At 66.6% G+C, this 18,971-nt stretch carries 11 protein-coding genes; 4 read left to right on the forward strand and 7 right to left on the reverse strand.

The features are described 5' to 3' along the window. Positions 1-99: 99 nt before the first annotated feature. Positions 100-4,293, reverse strand: coding sequence for a DNA-directed RNA polymerase subunit beta' (rpoC, locus tag AC52GN_RS09505; RefSeq protein WP_291776176.1), 4,194 nt, complete (start codon positions 4,291-4,293; stop codon positions 100-102). A gap of 99 nt (positions 4,294-4,392) precedes the next feature. Next, positions 4,393-8,508, reverse strand: coding sequence for a DNA-directed RNA polymerase subunit beta (gene rpoB, locus AC52GN_RS09510; protein ID WP_291776178.1), 4,116 nt, complete (start codon positions 8,506-8,508; stop codon positions 4,393-4,395). 321 nt (positions 8,509-8,829) lie between these two features. On the opposite strand from rpoB, the gene AC52GN_RS09515 reads away from it, so the two are divergent. Further along, entirely contained in the window at positions 8,830-9,357 is a 528-nt protein-coding gene (locus tag AC52GN_RS09515) for an FKBP-type peptidyl-prolyl cis-trans isomerase (RefSeq protein ID WP_496526869.1), read from the forward strand. Here AC52GN_RS09515 and AC52GN_RS09520 read toward each other — a convergent pair. After that, a complete protein-coding gene (locus AC52GN_RS09520; RefSeq protein ID WP_453988411.1) occupies positions 9,354-10,292 on the reverse strand; it encodes a DUF2268 domain-containing putative Zn-dependent protease in 939 nt (312 codons plus the stop codon). The genes AC52GN_RS09515 and AC52GN_RS09520 overlap by 4 nt on opposite strands. Before the next feature lie 185 nt (positions 10,293-10,477). Here AC52GN_RS09520 and AC52GN_RS09525 point away from each other — a divergent pair, with 185 nt between their 5' ends. The 3 genes from AC52GN_RS09525 (at position 10,478) to AC52GN_RS09535 (ending at position 15,807) form a co-directional block, all read left to right on the forward strand. Further along, positions 10,478-12,427, forward strand: coding sequence for a M61 family metallopeptidase (locus AC52GN_RS09525; protein WP_496528796.1), 1,950 nt, complete (start codon positions 10,478-10,480; stop codon positions 12,425-12,427). A 163-nt stretch (positions 12,428-12,590) separates the two neighbouring features. After that, the gene (locus AC52GN_RS09530) at positions 12,591-14,588 is read left to right on the forward strand and encodes a M61 family metallopeptidase (RefSeq protein ID WP_496526870.1); all 1,998 of its coding nucleotides are present in this window, start codon (positions 12,591-12,593) and stop codon (positions 14,586-14,588) included. A gap of 109 nt (positions 14,589-14,697) precedes the next feature. Further along, positions 14,698-15,807 (forward strand): Ppx/GppA phosphatase family protein, encoded by a 1,110-nt coding sequence (locus AC52GN_RS09535; protein WP_346521287.1) that lies wholly within the window; start codon positions 14,698-14,700, stop codon positions 15,805-15,807. A gap of 41 nt (positions 15,808-15,848) precedes the next feature. Here the strand turns inward: AC52GN_RS09535 and AC52GN_RS09540 are convergent, their stop codons facing one another. Genes AC52GN_RS09540 through AC52GN_RS09555 form a run of 4 tightly spaced genes read right to left on the reverse strand, consistent with a single transcriptional unit; the run spans position 15,849 to position 18,969 of the window. Then, positions 15,849-16,733, reverse strand: coding sequence for a peptidylprolyl isomerase (locus tag AC52GN_RS09540; RefSeq protein ID WP_496526871.1), 885 nt, complete (start codon positions 16,731-16,733; stop codon positions 15,849-15,851). A gap of 32 nt (positions 16,734-16,765) precedes the next feature. Further along, on the reverse strand, positions 16,766-17,599 hold the full coding sequence (locus AC52GN_RS09545) for a peptidylprolyl isomerase (protein ID WP_496528797.1): 834 nt from the start codon (positions 17,597-17,599) through the stop codon (positions 16,766-16,768). Positions 17,600-17,625: 26 nt separating this feature from the next. Continuing rightward, positions 17,626-18,111, reverse strand: a complete 486-nt coding sequence (gene coaD, locus AC52GN_RS09550; protein WP_291776195.1) for a pantetheine-phosphate adenylyltransferase — start codon at positions 18,109-18,111, stop codon at positions 17,626-17,628. Between the two features lie 54 nt (positions 18,112-18,165). Beyond that, positions 18,166-18,969, reverse strand: coding sequence for an aminotransferase class IV (locus AC52GN_RS09555; RefSeq protein WP_496526872.1), 804 nt, complete (start codon positions 18,967-18,969; stop codon positions 18,166-18,168). Positions 18,970-18,971: the final 2 nt, after the last annotated feature.

The raw sequence follows: 18,971 nt of genomic DNA on the forward strand, positions 1-18,971 counted from the left end.
CGCCTCACGGCCTCAAGCAGCGAAAAGCGCGGTAGGCCATAAAAAAAGAGCGGCGCCTTTCGACGCCGCCCTCTTCAGTCTTTCAGGTCTGAACCCGGATCAGTCGGCCGACTGCTCCAGCTCCAGGGCCAGATCCGCAGGAAGCGGCTCGACCGCGTCTTCGCGGGCCTGGGTCAGCTCAGCGTCACGCTCGTTGGCGATCTTCTGCAGGCTGCGCAGGTAGGAGCCCGTACCGGCCGGGATCAGGCGACCCACGATCACGTTCTCCTTCAGGCCTTCCAGCGTGTCCTTCTTGCCGTGGACCGAAGCCTCGGTGAGGACGCGGGTCGTCTCCTGGAACGAGGCCGCCGAGATGAAGCTGCGGGTCTGCAGCGACGCCTTGGTGATGCCCAGCAGGACCGGCTGCACGGTGGCGATGCGGCCGCCGCGCTTCTCGACCTTGGCGTTCTCGATGTCGACTTCGACACGATCGACGTGGTCGCCCTTGATGAGCGTCGTCTCGGCCGAGTCGATGACCTCGACCTTCTGCAGCATCTGACGAACGATGACCTCGATGTGCTTGTCGTTGATCGGCACGCCCTGCAGTCGGTAGACCTCCTGCACTTCGTTCACCAGATACTCGGCCAGCGCCTCGACGCCCTGGATGCGCAGCAGGTCGTGCGGATCCGGGTTGCCGTCGATGATGTAGTCGCCCTTCTGGATCAGGTCGCCGTCGTGGACGGAGATGTGCTTGCCCTTCGGGATCAGGAACTCGACCGCCTCGCCCTGGTTGCCGTCTGCGTCGACTTCCGGGGTGATCTTGATGCGGCGCTTGTTCTTGTAGTCGCGACCGAACTCGACGCGACCGTCCATCTCGGCGATGACCGCGCAATCCTTCGGACGACGGGCTTCGAACAGTTCCGCCACGCGCGGCAGACCGCCGGTGATGTCGCGGGTCTTGGCGCCTTCGGTCGGGATACGGGCGATGATGTCGCCCGGCTTGGTCTCGTCGCCGTTGGCCACCGACAGGATGGCGCCGACGGGCAGCAGATAGCGCGCGTCAGAACCGCTCGACAGCTTGGCGTAGCTGTCGCCCTGGGTGACGCCCATGGCCGGACGCAGGTCCGCGCCGCGCGGGCTGGCGCGCCAGTCGGAGACGACGCGCTGGGCGATGCCCGTGGCCTCGTCCGTCTCTTCCTTGACCGACAGGCCGTCGACCAGATCCTCGAAGCGCACCACGCCGCCGACTTCCGTCAGGATCGGGGTGGTGTACGGGTCCCACTCGGCCAGGCGCTGGTTCTTGGCCACCTCGCCGCCGTCCTTGACGCGCAGACGCGCGCCGTAAGGCACCTTGTAGGATTCGCGATCCTTGCCGTCGACGGTCACGGTGACCACGACGTTGCGGCTCATGGCCACCGGGTCGCCGTGAGCGGCGATAACCGTCGGGCCGACGACCTTGATGACGCCCGCGTTGGTCGCCTCGAAGAAGGAGGTTTCCGCCACCTGGGCCGTACCGCCGATGTGGAAGGTCCGCATCGTCAGCTGGGTGCCCGGCTCGCCGATCGACTGGGCGGCGATGACGCCGACCGCTTCGCCGATGTTGACGTTGGTGCCGCGCGCCAGGTCGCGGCCGTAGCAGGTCGCGCAGATGCCGGTGTCGGCTTCACAGGTCAGGGCCGAGCGGACCTTGATGGACTGGACGCCCACCTTGTCGATCATCTCGACTTCCTCTTCCTGCAGATAGGTGTCCGCAGGATACAGGACCTCGCCGCCCGGCTCCTTGATGTCCTCGGCCGCGTAACGGCCCAGGACGCGCTGGCCCAGCGAGACGAGCACGTCGCCGCCTTCGACCACGGCGCGCAGGGTGATGCCGCGCGTCGAGCCGCAGTCTTCCTCGGTGACGATGGAGTCCTGCGCCACGTCCACCAGACGACGGGTCAGGTAACCCGAGTTGGCGGTCTTCAGGGCGGTGTCGGCCAGACCCTTACGGGCGCCGTGGGTCGAGTTGAAGTATTCAAGGACGGTCAGGCCTTCCTTGAAGTTCGAGATGATCGGCGTCTCGATGATCTCGCCCGAGGGCTTGGCCATCAGGCCGCGCATCCCGCCCAGCTGCTTCATCTGAGCCTGCGAACCACGGGCGCCCGAGTTGGCCATCATGAAGACCGAGTTGATGTCCGGCTCCTGACCCTTGATCAGGACGCGCGGCTGGGCGATTTCGCCCATCATCTCATCGGCGATCTTGTCCGTGGCCTTGGCCCAGGCGTCGACGACCTTGTTGTACTTCTCGCCCTTGGTGATCAGGCCGTCGGCGTACTGTTGCTCGTACTCCTCGACCTGGGTGCGGGTCTCGTTGACGAGGGCTTCCTTCTTGGCGGGGATGACGATGTCGTCCTTGCCCACCGAGATGCCGGCCTTGGCCGCTTCGCGGAAGCCCATCTGCATCATCTGGTCGGCGAAGATGACCGTCGCCTTCTGACCGCAGTGACGGTAGACCTGATCGATCAGGTTGCCGATTTCCTTCTTGGTCAGGTTCTTCTCGAGCAGGCGGTAGCCGATGTTCGGGTTGTGCGGCAGCAGGGCGCCCAGCTTCATCCGGCCCGGCGTGGTGTCGATCACCTTGGTGATCAGTTCGCCGTCCGCATTCATCTCGGTCCAGCGCGCCTTGATCTTCGTGTGCAGCTTGACGACCTGGGCGTCCAGCGCGGCGTCGATTTCACCCATGTTGGCGAACAGTTTGCCTTCGCCCGGCTGGTTCTCCTTGACCAGCGACAGGTAGTACAGGCCCAGGACGATGTCCTGCGACGGCACGATGATCGGCTTGCCGTTGGCGGGCGACAGGATGTTGTTCGTCGACATCATCAGCACGCGCGCTTCCAGCTGGGCCTCGAGGCTCAGCGGGACGTGCACGGCCATCTGGTCGCCGTCGAAGTCAGCGTTGAACGCCGTACAGACCAGCGGGTGCAGGCGGATGGCCTTGCCCTCGATCAGCTTGGGCTCGAACGCCTGGATGCCCAGACGGTGCAGGGTCGGCGCGCGGTTCAGCAGAACCGGGTGCTCGCGGATGACCTCGTCCAGGATGTCCCAGACGGCCGGCTGTTCGCGCTCGACCATGCGCTTGGACTGCTTGACGGTGCCCGACAGGCCCTTGGCGTCCAGACGCGCGTAGATGAACGGCTTGAACAGCTCCAGCGCCATCTTCTTGGGCAGGCCGCACTCGTGCAGCTTCAGCTCCGGACCCACGGTGATGACCGAACGGCCCGAGTAGTCGACGCGCTTGCCCAGCAGGTTCTGACGGAAGCGACCCTGCTTGCCCTTCAGCATGTCGGCCAGCGACTTCAGCGGACGCTTGTTGGCGCCCGTGATCACGCGGCCGCGACGGCCGTTGTCGAACAGGGCGTCGACGGATTCCTGCAGCATCCGCTTTTCGTTGCGGATGATGATGTCCGGCGCGCGCAGCTCGATCAGGCGCTTCAGGCGGTTGTTCCGGTTGATGACCCGACGATACAGGTCGTTCAGGTCCGACGTCGCGAAGCGGCCGCCGTCCAGCGGCACCAGCGGACGCAGTTCCGGCGGGATGACCGGCACGATGGTCAGGATCATCCACTCGGGCTTGTTGCCCGACTCGATGAAGGCTTCCAGCAGCTTCAGACGCTTGGACGCCTTCTTGGCCTTCAGCTCCGACGGGTTGTCGGCCAGTTCGGCGCGGTGCTTCTCGGCCTCGGCGTTCAGGTCGATCGCCATCAGCAGGTTGCGGACCGCCTCGGCGCCGATCTCGGCGGTGAAGCCGTCGTCGCCGAACTCTTCCTGATAGTGATAGAATTCGTCTTCCGTCAGCAGCTGGTTCTGCTTCAACGGGGTCAGGCCCGGCTCGGTGACGATGTAGTTCTCGAAGTACAGGACGCGCTCGACGTCCTTCAGCGCCATGTCCAGCATCAGCGAGATGCGCGACGGCAGCGACTTCAGGAACCAAATGTGAGCGACCGGAGCGGCCAGGTCGATGTGGCCCATGCGCTCGCGGCGGACACGGGCCAGGGTGACCTCAACGCCGCACTTCTCGCAGATGATGCCCTTGTACTTCATGCGCTTGTACTTGCCGCACAGGCATTCGTAGTCCTTGGTCGGGCCAAAGATACGAGCGCAGAACAGGCCGTCACGCTCGGGCTTGAACGTACGGTAGTTGATGGTTTCCGGCTTCTTGATCTCGCCGAACGACCACGAACGGATCTTCTCCGGCGAGGCCAAAGCGATCTTGATCTGGTCGAAGGTCGGCGTGACCGGAACCGGGTTGAAGATGTTCAGGACTTCCTGGTTCATCTTTATTCCTTCTGCGGGGCTGCCCCGCGAAAATCATTCAGAGAGGAGAACAGGCGGACCGCCCTCCCCCGCCGAGGCGAGGAAGGGCGCTTGATCCGATCAGCTGTTTTCCAGCTCCACGTTCAGGCCCAGCGAGCGCATTTCCTTCACCAGCACGTTGAAGGACTCGGGGATGCCGGCCTCAAAGCTGTCGTCGCCACGGACGATGGCCTCGTAGACCTTGGTCCGGCCGGCCACGTCGTCCGACTTCACCGTCAGCATTTCCTGCAGGGTGTAGGCGGCGCCGTAAGCTTCCAGAGCCCAGACCTCCATTTCCCCGAAGCGCTGACCGCCGAACTGCGCCTTACCGCCCAGCGGCTGCTGGGTGACGAGCGAGTACGGGCCGATCGAACGGGCGTGGATCTTGTCGTCGACCAGGTGGTGCAGCTTCAGCATGTACACATAGCCGACCGTGACCGGACGCTTGAACTGCTCGCCGGTTTGACCGTCGTACAGGATCGACTGACCCGAACGATCCAGGTCCGCCGATTCCAGCAGGTCCTCGATGTCTGAGATGCGCGCGCCGTCGAAGACCGGAGTCGCGAACGGAACGCCCTTAGACAGATTCTGGGCCAGTTCGATCAGCTCTTCGTCGCTCTGCGGCAGCGGGGTGTCGGCGCCGTAGATCTGGGTCAGACGCGACACCAGGGCGTCGCGCATGCCGCCGTCCATCCACTGCTCAAGCAAGCCCTTGATCTGCTTGCCCAGGCCCGCGGCGGCCCAACCCAGGTGGGTCTCGAAGATCTGGCCGATGTTCATGCGCGACGGCACGCCCAGCGGGTTCAGAACGATGTCGACGTGGGTGCCGTCGTCCAGGTGCGGCATGTCCTCGATCGGCAGGATCTTGGAGATGACGCCCTTGTTCCCGTGACGGCCGGCCATCTTGTCGCCCGGCTGCAGCTTGCGCTTCACGGCCACGAAGACCTTGACCATCTTCATGACGCCGGGCGGCATCTCGTCGCCGCGCTGCAGCTTCTCGACCTTGTCTTCGAAGCGACGGTCGAGGGCCTTACGGGCGTCCTCGAACTGCTTCTTCATGGCCTCCAGCTCGCCCATCGCCTTCTCGTCGTCGAGGGCGACCTGCCACCACAGGCCCTTGGACACTTCGGCCAGCTTCTCTTCGGTGACCTCGCCGCGGCCCATGCCCTTCGGGCCGGACACGGCGGTCTTGCCGAGCAGCAGCGGCTTCACGCGACCGTAGACGTTGCGCTCAAGGATCTTGAGCTCGTCGTCGCGGTCCTTGCCCAGACGTTCGATCTCGGCGCGCTCGATGGCCATGGCGCGCTCGTCCTTGTCGATGCCGTGGCGGTTGAACACGCGCACGTCGACGATGGTGCCGGCGACGCCGGGCGGCAGGCGCAGCGAGGTGTCGCGCACGTCCGAAGCCTTCTCGCCGAAGATGGCGCGCAGCAGCTTCTCTTCCGGCGTCATCGGGCTTTCGCCCTTCGGCGTCACCTTGCCGACCAGGATGTCGCCCGGCTGGACCTCGGCGCCGATGGCCACGATGCCCGCTTCGTCGAGGTTGCGCAGGGCTTCCTCACCGACGTTGGGGATGTCGCGGGTGATTTCTTCCGGCCCGAGCTTCGTATCACGCGCCATCACTTCGAACTCTTCGAGGTGGATGGAGGTGAAGATGTCGTCGCGCACGATGCGCTCGGAGATCAGGATGGAGTCTTCGAAGTTGTAGCCGTTCCAGGGCATGTAGGCGACCAGGACGTTGCGGCCCAGAGCCAGTTCGCCCAGATCCGTCGACGGACCGTCGGCGATCACGTCGCCGGTCTTCACCTCATCGCCCACGCGCACGATCGGGCGCTGGTTGATGCAGGTCGACTGGTTCGAGCGCTGGAACTTCGACAGACGATAGATGTCGACGCCCGAGCGGCCGGCGTCCACTTCGCCCGTGGCGCGCACGACGATACGGGTGCCGTCGATCTGCTCGACCACGCCGTCACGACGGGCGATCACCACAGCGCCGGAGTCCACGGCCACGACCGCTTCCATGCCGGTGCCAACCAACGGCGCGTCCGACTGCACCAGAGGCACGGCCTGACGCTGCATGTTGGCGCCCATCAGCGCGCGGTTGGCGTCGTCGTTTTCCAGGAAGGGGATCAGGGCGGCGGCGACCGAAACGACCTGTTTCGGCGACACGTCCATCATGTCGACCGTTTCCTTGGTCAGCAACTGGGAGTCGCCGTTGATACGGCCCGGCACCAGCTCCTCGACGATCTCGCCGTCCTTCAGGTCGATGTTGGCCTGGGCGATGACGTGCTTCGCCTCTTCCATGGCCGAGATGTAGACCACCTCATCCGTCGCCTTGCCTTCGACCACGCGACGGTACGGGCTTTCGATGAAGCCGTACTTGTTCACCCGAGCGTGAGTGGCCAGGGAGTTGATCAGACCGATGTTCGGGCCTTCCGGCGTTTCGATCGGGCAGATGCGGCCATAGTGCGTCGGGTGAACGTCGCGGACTTCAAAGCCCGCGCGCTCGCGCGTCAGACCGCCGGGGCCAAGCGCCGAGAGGCGGCGCTTGTGGGTGATCTCCGACAGCGGGTTGGTCTGGTCCATGAACTGCGACAGCTGCGACGAGCCGAAGAACTCGCGAACCGCGGCGGCGGCCGGCTTGGCGTTGATCAGGTCGTGCGGCATGACCGTGTCGATATCGACCGAGGACATGCGCTCCTTGATGGCGCGCTCCATGCGCAGCAGACCGACGCGGTACTGGTTTTCCAGCAGCTCGCCGACCGAACGCACGCGACGGTTGCCCAGGTTGTCGATGTCGTCGATCTCGCCGCGGCCGTCCTTCAGGCCGACCAGGATCTGCAGCACCTTCAGCACGTCGTCCTTCTGCAGGACGCGGATTTCGTCAGAAACCTCAGGGGTTTCCAGACGCATGTTCATCTTCACGCGGCCGACGGCCGACAGGTCGTAGCGCTCGGCGTCGAAGAATAGGGAGTTGAACATGGCCTCGGCCGCTTCCGGCGTCGGCGGCTCGCCCGGGCGCATGACGCGATAGACGTCGAACAGGGCGTCCTCGCGGCCCGTGTTCTTGTCCACGCGCAGGGTGTTGCGCATGTAGGCGCCGACCGTGACGTGGTCGATGTCCAGCACGTCGATGGTGGTGAAGCCGTTGGCTTCCAGCAGTTCGATCGTGGCGGCGTCCAGCTCGTCGCCCGCCTCGGCGTAGATCTCGCCGGTCTGGAAGTTGACGGCGTCCGAAGCCAGATACTTGGTCAGCAGGGCGTCAGCCGCCAGCGACAGCGACTTCAAGCCGCCGTCGGCCAGCTTCTTGGCGGCGCGGGCGCTGATCTTCTGACCGGCCGGGGCGACCACTTCGCCGGTGTCGGCGTCGACCAGGTCGAACTCCGGCTTCACGCCACGCCAGCGTTCCGGCTTGTAGGGGGTGACCCAACCTTCGCCGCGCTTCTCGTACGGAACCGTCTCGTAGAAGGTCTTGAGGATCTCTTCCCCGTCCATGCCCAGGGCATAGAGGAAGGTGGTGGCGGGCAGCTTGCGGCGACGATCGATGCGGACGTAGACGATGTCCTTGGCGTCGAACTCAAAGTCCAGCCACGAGCCGCGATACGGGATCACGCGGGCGGCGAACAGCAGCTTGCCCGAGGAGTGGGTCTTGCCCTTGTCGTGGTCGAAGAAGACGCCCGGCGAACGGTGCATCTGCGAGACGATCACGCGCTCGGTGCCGTTGACGATGAAGGTGCCCTTGTCCGTCATGAGCGGGATGTCGCCCATGTAGACGTCCTGCTCCTTGATGTCCTTGACCGAACGGGCGCCCGTTTCTTCCTCGGTCTCAAAGACGATCAGGCGCAGCTTGACCTTCAGCGGCGCGGCATAGGTCATGTCGCGCTGGATGCATTCCTCGACGTCGTACTTCGGGTCTTCAAACTCGTAGGAGACGTATTCCAGGACGGCGCGTTCGTTGAAGTCCTTGATCGGGAAGACCGACTTGAAGACCGCTTCGATGCCCTCGTCGTTGCGCAGGCCCGGGCGCGACTCGCGCTGCAGGAACTGCTCATAGGAAGCGCGCTGAACCTCGATCAGGTTCGGCATCTGCACGGCTTCGGGGATGCGCCCGAAGCTGTAGCGAATGCGCTTCTTGCCGGTGAACGACGTGGCGGCAGCGATCTTACCCAAGGCGAGACCGTCGGTGGACTTGGCCATTCTGTTTTCCCAATCGCGGCCCCTTGCGAGGCCCGCTCTCAATGCAGCAGCCACGGCGCGCCGACCGGCGATCCGTGACCGTAAATGTCTCTCGGCGTCCACCCTCGATCCGCATGCGGATCAGGACGCCTGGATGTATCCGCCCCCTTGGGGAGGGGCGACGCCTTCGCACCGGTCGGAGGGCGACAAACCGGGCCTCGGCGCTTTCGCGCGGGATTCATGGAATCTGCGGAGCGCGCATATATACGCCCTTCTTCGGCGAAATAAAGGCCCTGCACACGCCTAGTCGACAGTTTCGATCAGCGTGATAAGCCTAGCCTTATGAAGCACATCGCCCTGCCCGCTCTCGCCGCCCTATCGCTGTCCCTGTCTCTGGCCGCCTGCGCCTCGACGCCGGATGTCGGCTATCCCGGCCTGCGAGAGGCGGTCGGCCCCGCGACCCAGGAGAACTGGGAGGTCGGTCAGGCCGCCTATCTGATGTGGAACAGCCAGCGTCGCGGCTGGACCTCGACCGAGTCCGGCCTGCAATATCGCCTCGTCAGCAAGGCCAACCCCGAGGGCGCGCAACCCACTGCGACCGACACGGTCAAGGTCCACTATCGCGGCACCTTCATCGACGGCCGCGAGTTCGACAGCTCCTACTCGCGCAACGAGCCGGCGACCTTCCCGCTGAACCGAGTCATCAAGGGCTGGACCGAGGGCGTGGCCCTGATGCGTGAGGGCGAGACCTATGAGTTCGTCATCCCCGCCGACCTGGCCTACGGTTCGCGCTGGATGGGGACGGACATCCCCGCCAACTCAGCTCTGCGGTTCACGGTCGAACTGCTGGAAGTGAATCCGGCGGGCTAACTCAGGTCCATGCCGGGCCGCCAGCCGCTCGCCGCCATGAACGCCTTGACGTCCGTGATCTGCAGGATCTGCCGCAAGGCTTCGCGTTTGTCCGGCGCGTTCCTATAATAGGCCTTGGCGATCCGGTAGCCGACCCAGTAGCCGAGGTCCCCAGGCTTCTCAGGCGTAGAATTATAGACCCAGGCCGACAGGTCGGTCTTGTCCTGATCGGCGACGAAGGCGGTCTCGATCTCGAGTTCGCGACCTCGAGTCTGCGGCGCGAGATAGGCATAGGCCGGCGCGCCGATCATCAGTTCGGTGACGAACTCCGCGACGCCCTCCGCCATCGACACCTCCAGCACCGTAAACTGCTCCTTCTCGGTCAGTTCGGGCGCCTGCTGGGTGTGAACATATTCGTGGATCAGAACCCCCACGAACCGGTCTTCGATATCGGGATTGATGAAGTCGGTGGCGCAGAGCGCCTCCAACCCCACCTGGATTCCATCCACCGGACTGCCGACCGCGACCGGGCGGCCGCGACCGATCACAAAGGTCGCCGACGGAAACTGCGCCTCGGGATATTGATCGATGAAGCGGGCCAGCCCCTCGGCGACCCGCGCACGGACGCGCGGCAGGTGGTCGGCGCAGGCCCGCGCCTCGACATAGATTTCGGGCCGAGCAGCCATGGCGTCCGCCATCCTCGCGCCGGTCACCCTGCGCACCTTCGCCAGGTGCGTCAGACCGGTGGAGCCCTCATCCAGATAAGCCTGAAGCTGATCTGCGGTCGGCCGCCCGGCGGCGCTGTCGTAAAGCGCATAGAAGCGGTCGACGTCGCCGGTCTCGATCACGGGTTCGTGGCGGGCGCGATCAGGCGCCATCTGGGCCGCGCCTGTCGACGATGGCGCCGAGATCGCCAGCACAGCGGCGACGCTCGCCAGAATCCGCTTCCCGTCCATGTGATCTCCCTCGCCTTGTGATGCCGCCGTCACGCTAGTACGCAATCGGAGCCGGCGAAATCCGTCTGCGCGCAGACGACCCAAACATGACGGCGAATTCATCCGCCCACGTCGGGCTTGACCATAGCCTCGACGCGCAGTGATCTGCGGCGTCCTCGCCGCCTTGCCGGAAAGTCCCCCTGATGATGCGTCCCGCCACCCGCCTGCTTGTCACCGCCTGCGCCTCCGTCTTGCTGTTCAGCGCCGGTTCGGCTCTGGCGCAGGTCGGCACGCCCGCCCTGCCCGTCGCCCTGGCGCCGATCCCGACAGCCAAGGACGAGGCCTATCCCGGCGTCATCAGGCTGGACGTCGACGCCACCGACATCGACCGCCGCCTGATCCAGGTGCGCCAGACCATTCCCGTCAGCGGCCCCGGCCCGCTGATCCTCTTCTATCCGCAGTGGATTCCCGGCCATCACGGCCCGGTCGGCCCGGTCGCCAACGTCGGCGGCCTGACCTTCACCGCCGACGGACAGCGACTGGAATGGGTGCGCAACACCGTCCAGCCCTGGGCCTATCAGATCGAAGTTCCCGCCGGCGTCACCGAGGTCCAGGCCGTCTTCCAGTGGCTGACGCCCATCGAGGGCGCCCAGGGCCGCGTCACCGTCACCCCGGAAATGGTCAACGTCCAGTGGGACAAGACCCTGCTGTATCCGGCGGGCTATTACTCGCGCCAGATCACCTTCAAGCCGACGCTGAAGCTGCCTCAGGGCTGGAACTACGGCGCCGCCCTGGACACCGTCAGCTTCGAGAACGGCCTGGCGACCTTCGCCCCGATCACGCTGGAGCATCTGGCCGACAGTCCCGTCTTCGCCGGCGCCCACTATCGCCAGATCGACCTGGATCCGGGCGGCCGCTCACCGGTGCGCCTGAACGTCGTGGCCGATGACGCCAAAATGCTGGAGGCGACGGACGAGCACGTCCAACTGCACCGCAACCTGGTCCAGCAGGCCGACCGCCTGTTCGGTTCGCGCCACTTCAACCACTACGACTTCCTGCTGGCTGTGACGGACAAGCTGGGCGGCATCGGGCTGGAACACCACCGCTCGTCCGAGAACAGCGTCGATGTGAAGTATTTCACCGATCGCGAGGCGACCCTGGCCGACCGCGACCTGCTGGGTCACGAATACACCCACAGCTGGAACGGCAAATGGCGTCGCCCGGCCGATCAGCTGACGCCCAATCTGAACGAGCCGCTGCAGAACTCTCTAATGTGGGTCTATGAGGGCCAGACGCAGTATTGGGGTCTAGTCCTGACCGCCCGCGCGGGGCTGATGAGCAAGCAGCAGGCGCTGGACGTGCTGGCCATGACCGCCGCCAGCTTCCAGAACATCCCCGGCCGCCAGTGGCGCGCCATGCAGGACACCACCAACGACCCCATCATCAGCCAGCGCCGCCCACAGCCGTGGAGCAGCTATCAGCGCAGCGAGGACTATTACCGCGAGGGCTCGCTGATCTGGCTGGACGCCGACACCCTGATCCGCGAGCGCACGGGCGGGAAGAAGTCGCTGGACGACTTCGCCAAGGCCTTCTTCGGCGTCGAGGACGGGAACTGGGACCCGGCCCCTTATACCTTCACCGACGTGACCTCGACGCTGAACGGGGTGCAGACCAACGACTGGGCCGCCTTCCTGCGCGAGCGGCTGGACGCCGTCGGCCCCAACTCGCGCGGGCCGCTGGACGGCATCGAGCGCGGCGGCTACCGCCTGGTCTTCAAGGAGGAACCGTCCGGCTACATGGGCGCCCTGTACAAGGAGCTGGGCCGCAACGACTTCACCTATTCGCTCGGCTTCATGATGAACGGGTCGAACAAGCTCACCTCGGTCCTGTGGGGCGGCCCGGCGTTCGAACAGGGCCTGACCTCGGGCTGGGAGGTCGTCGCCGTCGGAGGCCGCGCGGCCTCGGCCGATGTGCTGAAGGAGGCGGTCACCGCCGCCAAGGGTTCGTCGGAGCCGATCGAGCTGATCCTGAAGAACGGCGACGTCTTCAAGACGGTGCGCTTCGACTATCACGACGGCCTGCGCTATCCGCACCTGGAGCGGATCGAGGGGACGCCCGACCGGCTGGGCGACATCCTGAGCCCGCGTCGTCGATAGACCCACGCGCCACGCCTCGTCAGTGAGCCCCTCCGCCGTCATTCTCGGGCTTGAGCCGAGAATGACGGCAAATGTGGCGGGTGAGCCGCGGGCGCGCTGCGTTTCGCATCACCCAGCGCTCCCCGCGGTCGCGCTTGAGCGGAAACGCCGCTACAGCATCTGCATGACCCTGACTCGACGCCTGCCCGCCGCCGCCCTCGCCCTGCTGCTGACCTCGGCCGCCTCGACCGCCCTCGCCCAGAACTGGACCGGACCGCAGGCGCCCGCCGCGCCGACGCCGCAGAACACGCCCCTGGCCCTGCCCCGCGCCCTGCCGCCGATCCCCGCGCCGACGGCCGAGGCCTATCCCGGCGTCATCCGCTATGAGGTCGACGCCACCGACGTCGAGAAGAAGATCGTCCGCGTGCGCCAGACCATCCCGGTCACGCCCGGCCCTCTGGTCCTGCTCTATCCGAAATTCCTGCCCGGCAATCATGCGGCGACCGGCCCGATCCAGTTGCTCTCCGGCGTCACCGTCCAAGGCGGCGGACAGCGCATCGACTGGCTGCGCGACACCATCGATCCCTACGCCTTCCACATCGACGTGCCGCAGGGCGTCAGCGAGATCACCGTCGACTTCCAGTGGCTGACCCAGCCGGACAACTCGACCTGGCGCGTCGTCATGACCCCCGAAATGGTCAATCTGCAGTGGGAGAAGGCCCTGCTCTATCCGGCGGGCTATCGCTCGACAGGCATCACCTTCGCCCCGTCGATCCGCCTGCCGCAGGGCTGGAAATACGGCGTCGCCCTCGACACCGAAAGCTTCGTCGACGGCCTGGCGACCTTTGCACCGACCGACCTCTACACCCTGATCGACAGCCCCCTGTTCGGCGGCGCCCACTTCCAGCGCATCGCCATCGACCCGCGCCGGGGGAACGGCGAAGGCGCCGTCCACCTGAACATCGTCGCCGATACGGCCAAGGATCTCGCCCCCACGGCCGAGCAACTGGGCTGGTTCGAAAACCTGGTCACGCAGACCGACCGTCTGTTCGGCGCTCGCCCCTATGACCGCTACGACTTCCTGCTGGCAGCGACGGCCAAGCTGGGCGGCATCGGGCTGGAGCATCACCGCTCGTCAGAAAACTCGGTCCCGGCCGATTTCTTCACCAACTGGGGCAAGAGCCTGGGCGCCGTCGGCCTTCTGCCGCACGAGTTCACCCACGCCTGGAACGGCAAGCGCCAGCGCCCCGCCGACGAACTGACCGCCAACCACAACATACCGACCCAGAACACCCTTCTGTGGGTCTATGAGGGCCAGACGGAATACTGGGGCGACGTGCTGACGGCGCGCTCGGGGCTGGCCTCCAAGGCCGACATCCTGACCAGCTTCGCCGAGGTCGCGGCCTTCTACGACAACCAGCCCGGACGCGAATGGCGTCCGCTGCAGGATACGAACAACCACAACCTGCTCGGCTATCGCACCTCGACCCCCTATTCCTCGTGGATGCGCGGCACCGGCGACTACTACCGAGAGGCCCTACTGATCTGGCTGGACGCCGACACCCTGATCCGCGAGGCGACCGACGGGAAGAAGTCGCTGGACGACTTCGCCAGGGGCTTCTTCGGCGGCGACGACGGCTCCTGGGTCCCGCGCGGCTATGTGTTCGAGGACGTGGTCGCAGGCCTGAACGCCGTCCATCCGCACGACTGGGCGACTTTCCTGCGCACGCGCCTCGACGCCAACGGGCCGGACGCCAAGGCCCCGCTGGACGGGCTGGCGCGCGGCGGCTACCGCCTGACCTACACCGACAGCCTGACCGCCGAGGAGAAGCGCATCCAGGCGGGCTGGGCCAACGACTTCCAGTATTCCCTTGGCTTCACCCTGTCCTCGTCGAACAGGCTGACGGGCGTCCGCTGGGGCGGCCGGGCCTTCGAAGCCGACATCGGACCGGGCTGGGAGCTGGTCGCCGTCAACGACGTCGCCGCCTCGGCCGAAAAACTGCGCGACGCCGTCACGGCCGCCAAGGGAGCCGACGCGCCGATCCGCCTGCTGCTCAAGAACGCAGACCGCTATCGCACCGTCGACTTCGACTATCACGACGGGCTGCGCTACCCGCGGCTTGAGCGGATTCCGGGCACGCCGGATCGGCTGGGCGACATCCTCAGTCCACGCCGCCGCTAGGAGTCTCAAGGACGGCCCTCGCACATCACGGCTTGGCGCAACAGGCCAGTGCGGTTTAACCTGTTCCGGACGGGCGCCGCTTCGGACCGCCCACATGAGAACTCGGCCCATGCCGGAGACCCCTGGCGCGCCCGGACGGCGCGACACGCGGTCCCTGCCTCGAAGGCCCCGCAACAGCGGGCCTTTCGATCGAGAAGCGCCCCTCTATGGCGCGCTCGACCTGGGGACCAATAATTGCCGCCTGCTGATCGCGCGCCCGTCGCGTGACGGCTTCCGCGTGGTGGATTCCTTCAGCCGCATCGTGCGCCTGGGCGAGAGCCTGTCGCGCACCGGTCGTCTGGACGATCGGGCGATGGACCGGGCCTATGACGCCCTGGCCCTGTGCGCCGAGCGTCTGGTGCGCAAGGGGGTCGATCCCAAACGCCTGACCGCCGTCGCCACCCAGGCCTGCCGCATGGCCGAGAACGGCCCCGCCTTCGTCGAGCGTGTGCGACACGGCACCGGCCTGCGGCTCAGGATCATCGATCCGGCCGAAGAGGCCGCCCTGTCGGTGGCGGGCTGCCTCAACCTGTTCGACCCCCGCGCCGAGGCGGTGCTGGTGATCGACGTGGGCGGCGGCTCGACCGAACTGTCCTGGCTGATGAAGGGGCCGCGCGGTTTCGAGACCGCAGCCTGGATGTCGGCGCCGCTGGGCGTGGTCAGCCTGGCCGAACGCCACCCCGAGCCGGAGGGCAGCCCGCCCGAATGGTACGAGGCCATGGTCGCCGACTTCGGCGCCGCCATCGCTGCGGGCGGCCCCGAAGGCCCCGACTTCCTGACGCGCGTCGGCGCCGGGCGCGGCCATATGGTCGGCACCTCGGGCGCCATCACCAGCCTGGCCGGGATCCACCTGGGTCTGAGGCGGTATCAGCGCGATCTGGTCGACGGTCTGTGGATGACGCGCGGCGACTGCGAAAAGGCCGCCGACCGCCTGATCGCGCTCGGTCCCGCCGGACGCGCGGCGGAAAGCTGCATCGGACCGGACCGCGCTGATCTGGTTCTGGCCGGCGCGGCGATTCTGGAAGCCGTACAGCGCGCCTGGCCGTGCGAACGGGTGCGCGTGGCCGACCGCGGCCTGCGCGAAGGCCTGTTGTTGCAAAAGATGCGCGAAGACCGTCAGCCGAAGCCGCGCCGGCGGCGCCGACGCAAGCGCGCCGCAGGGAGCGGCGGCGGCGAATAAAACAGCCTTCTCCCCTGTGGGAGAAGGGACGCCCAAGCCCGCTAATTCACCTCGACCGGCAGTTCGATGTCGCACGCCGAGAAGTCGGCTCCCCGCGCCGCCCGCGTGTCTTCGACCAGGGCGCGGAACGGCGCGCTGCTCGTGCTCAAGACACGCACCGACGGGCGCTCGCCCTCGGGCAGGTCGCCCGCCACGCGCACGCGCGTCATACGATCCGGATCGGTGACGATGCCATCCGGATTGGGACTGAACTTGAGGGCGCGCACGACGTCGAGGCCGGACACGACCCGCCCCCAGACGGTGTAGCGCTTGTCCAGCGCCGGATAGGGATGGCGCATCAGGAAGAACTGGCTGTTGGCGCTGTCGGGCGCGTCATCGCGCGCCATGCCCGCGACACCGGGGCAATACAGACCCCAAGCGTGAACCTTGCGGTCAGGCGTCGTCGCCATCACGGCGTCCGGCTGGGTCTGGACCGGCAAGGACTGGACGAAGCCGATCAGGGCGCCCGTCGGGGCGGCCACGGCGACGAAGGGCGTCTGCGCGTCGCGGCGGAATGTGAACTCGGCCTTCAGATCGGGATGCCAGCTCTGGCCCTCGCCCGTGCCGAGCGGATCGCCCGTCTGGGCCATGAAGCCGTCGATGACACGGTGCCAGGGCAGGCCGTCATAGAAGCCCGCCTTGGCCAACAGGCGTATGCGGGCTACGTGGCCGGGCGCCGCCTCGGGGGTCATCTCGACCAGGATGCGGCCCTTGCTGGTGTCGATGACCAGAAGATTGTCGGGCGCCGCCGTGCGCCAGTCGTCAGCGGCGATCGCTGGAGCCGCCTCACTGGGCGACGGCGTCGTGTCCTGAGCCGAAGCCGGCGTCACGCCTGCCAGAAGCGCAGCCGCCAGGGCCGCGCCGGTGATCCGAAATCCCTGCCTCATGCCTCGCCCCTCCCCGGCGCGACGCGCGACGCTCAGCCGCCTTGCACGGGCGGCTGGACGTCGCAGATGTTGAAGGATGCGCCCTTCTCGGCCCTCGCCGCCTCGACGGCGGCGTTGAACGGGGCAGAACCGGGCACGGCCACGCGGATCGTCGGACGCTCGGCCTCCGGCATGGCCGAGGCCAGACGCGCCCGCGTCATGACGTCGGCGTCAGGGCCGACGGCGCCGTCCTGGGCCTCGTCGCCCGCCTTCAGCGCACGCACGACATCCAGGCCCTGCACCACCCGGCCGAACACCGTGTAGCCGCCGTTCAGATTGTCGTTCTGGCCCGTCATCAGGAAGAATTGGCTGTTGGCGCTGTCGGGCGAACCGGCGCGCGCCATGCCCGCCACGCCGGGGCAGAACAGCCCCTGGGCCGAGGTCTTGAAGTCGGCCGTGACGAACATCTGGGCGTCCGGCTGGGTCACGATGGGGATGGAGCCCATGACGCCGCGCAGGCCCACGCCGCTGTTCTCGACCGGGGCGAAGCCGCTGTCGCGGCCGCGCCGGAAGGTGAACTCGCCCTTCAGGTCCGGCAGTTCGCTGCCGCCGGCCCCGGTGCCCTGGGGATCGCCGGTCTGAGCCATGAAGTTCGGGATGACCCGGTGGAATTTCAGCCCGTCATAGAACCCCTGGTTGGTCAGGGTGCGGATGCGCTCGATGTGGTTCGGCGCCACGCGCGGCTCCAACTCCACCAGCACGCGCCCCTTGGCCGTGTCGATCACCCACAGATTTTCGGGCGATACGGTGCGCCAGTCGCCAGACTGGGCGCCCGACTGGGCCATCGCTCCACCGGCCAGCAGCGCGGTCGCCGCCGCCAGCGTCATCACAGACTTGATCTTCAAACCCGACCTCAACCCTTCTTGACCTTGGCCAACACGCTCGCAGCAACCGCCGGGCTGACGAAGCTGTCGATCCGGCCGTCCAGCCGGGCGATTTCCTTCACCAGTCGCGAGGCGATGGCCTGATGCCGCGGATCGGCCATCAGAAACACCGTCTCTATGTCGCTGTTGAGGCGCTGATTCATCGCCGTCATCTGGAACTCATACTCGAAATCGGCGACGGCGCGCAGGCCGCGCACGATGACGCTGGCGTCCAGTTCCTCGGCGAAGTGCATCAGAAGGCTGGAAAACGGCCGCACCTCGATGTCCGCGTTGAAGCGCGCGACCTCGGCCTTGATCATCTCGACCCGCTCGGCGGTGGAGAAGAGCGGGCCCTTGTCGTCGTTCTGGGCCACGCCGATGACCAGGCGGTCCACCAGCTTGACCGCCCGCCCGATGATATCGAGATGGCCGTTGGTGACCGGGTCGAAGGTGCCCGGATAAAGTCCGATACGCATGGCCGGCGGCCTCCCCATCGTTTGGGTCCGTTTAGCAGGTGCGAAATGAACGGCCTAGATTTCCTGACGCGGCTGTGATCGCCAAAGCTCGCCGATACGTTGAATTGGGTCCGGCGAACCGGGGAAGTCATAGGCGTCGACGGCCGCGATTTCCGCAGCCGGCGTGGCGCTGTTGCACAAAAAGGCGGCGTCGAAGCGAGACAGGTCCGACAGGCGCAGGACCTCGGTCCGCTGCGGCGATCCGGCGCGGTCCAGCGCCTCGCGGATCAGGGCCTGGGCCACGCCGTCCAGCATGGACGCATCCGGCCAGACCACCGCATCCCCCTCGATGAAGCCGATATTCCACAGCGAGCCTTCGGAAATCCGGCCCTCGTCGTCCGTGAACAGGGCGTCGTCGTAACCCGCCAGCCGCGCCCGGCGCCGCGCGCGCAACAGGCCCATCGTGGCGACGTGCTTCAGATGCGGCGCCTCGCGGGCATAGGTCTGGCTTTGCAGGCGCACCCCGTCCGGCAGGGGCGATGGCGGCGCCGAGACGCTGATCATCGCCTGCGGCGCGCCGATCCAGTCCGGTTGGCGCAGGGACAGTTCGCTGGAGAACAGGCTGATGCGCAGCCAGGCCTCGGTCCGTCCGGCCAGAGCCGCCCGCATCTGATCGCGCAGGCGATCTTCCGTCACAGCCTCGCCGAACAGTTCGATCGCCGAACGGTTCAGACGCTCCAGATGCAGGTCCAGCCCGCGCACCCCGCCGCCTTCCACGCGGAAGGAGGTCAGGGCGCCGTAGTTGAACAGGGCCTGACGGCCCAGATCCTCAAGGCCGGCGGGACAGCCGTCGATCCAGAGTTCAGGAGCGACGGCCATGC

Source organism: Brevundimonas sp. SS2672 (assembly GCF_059579685.1).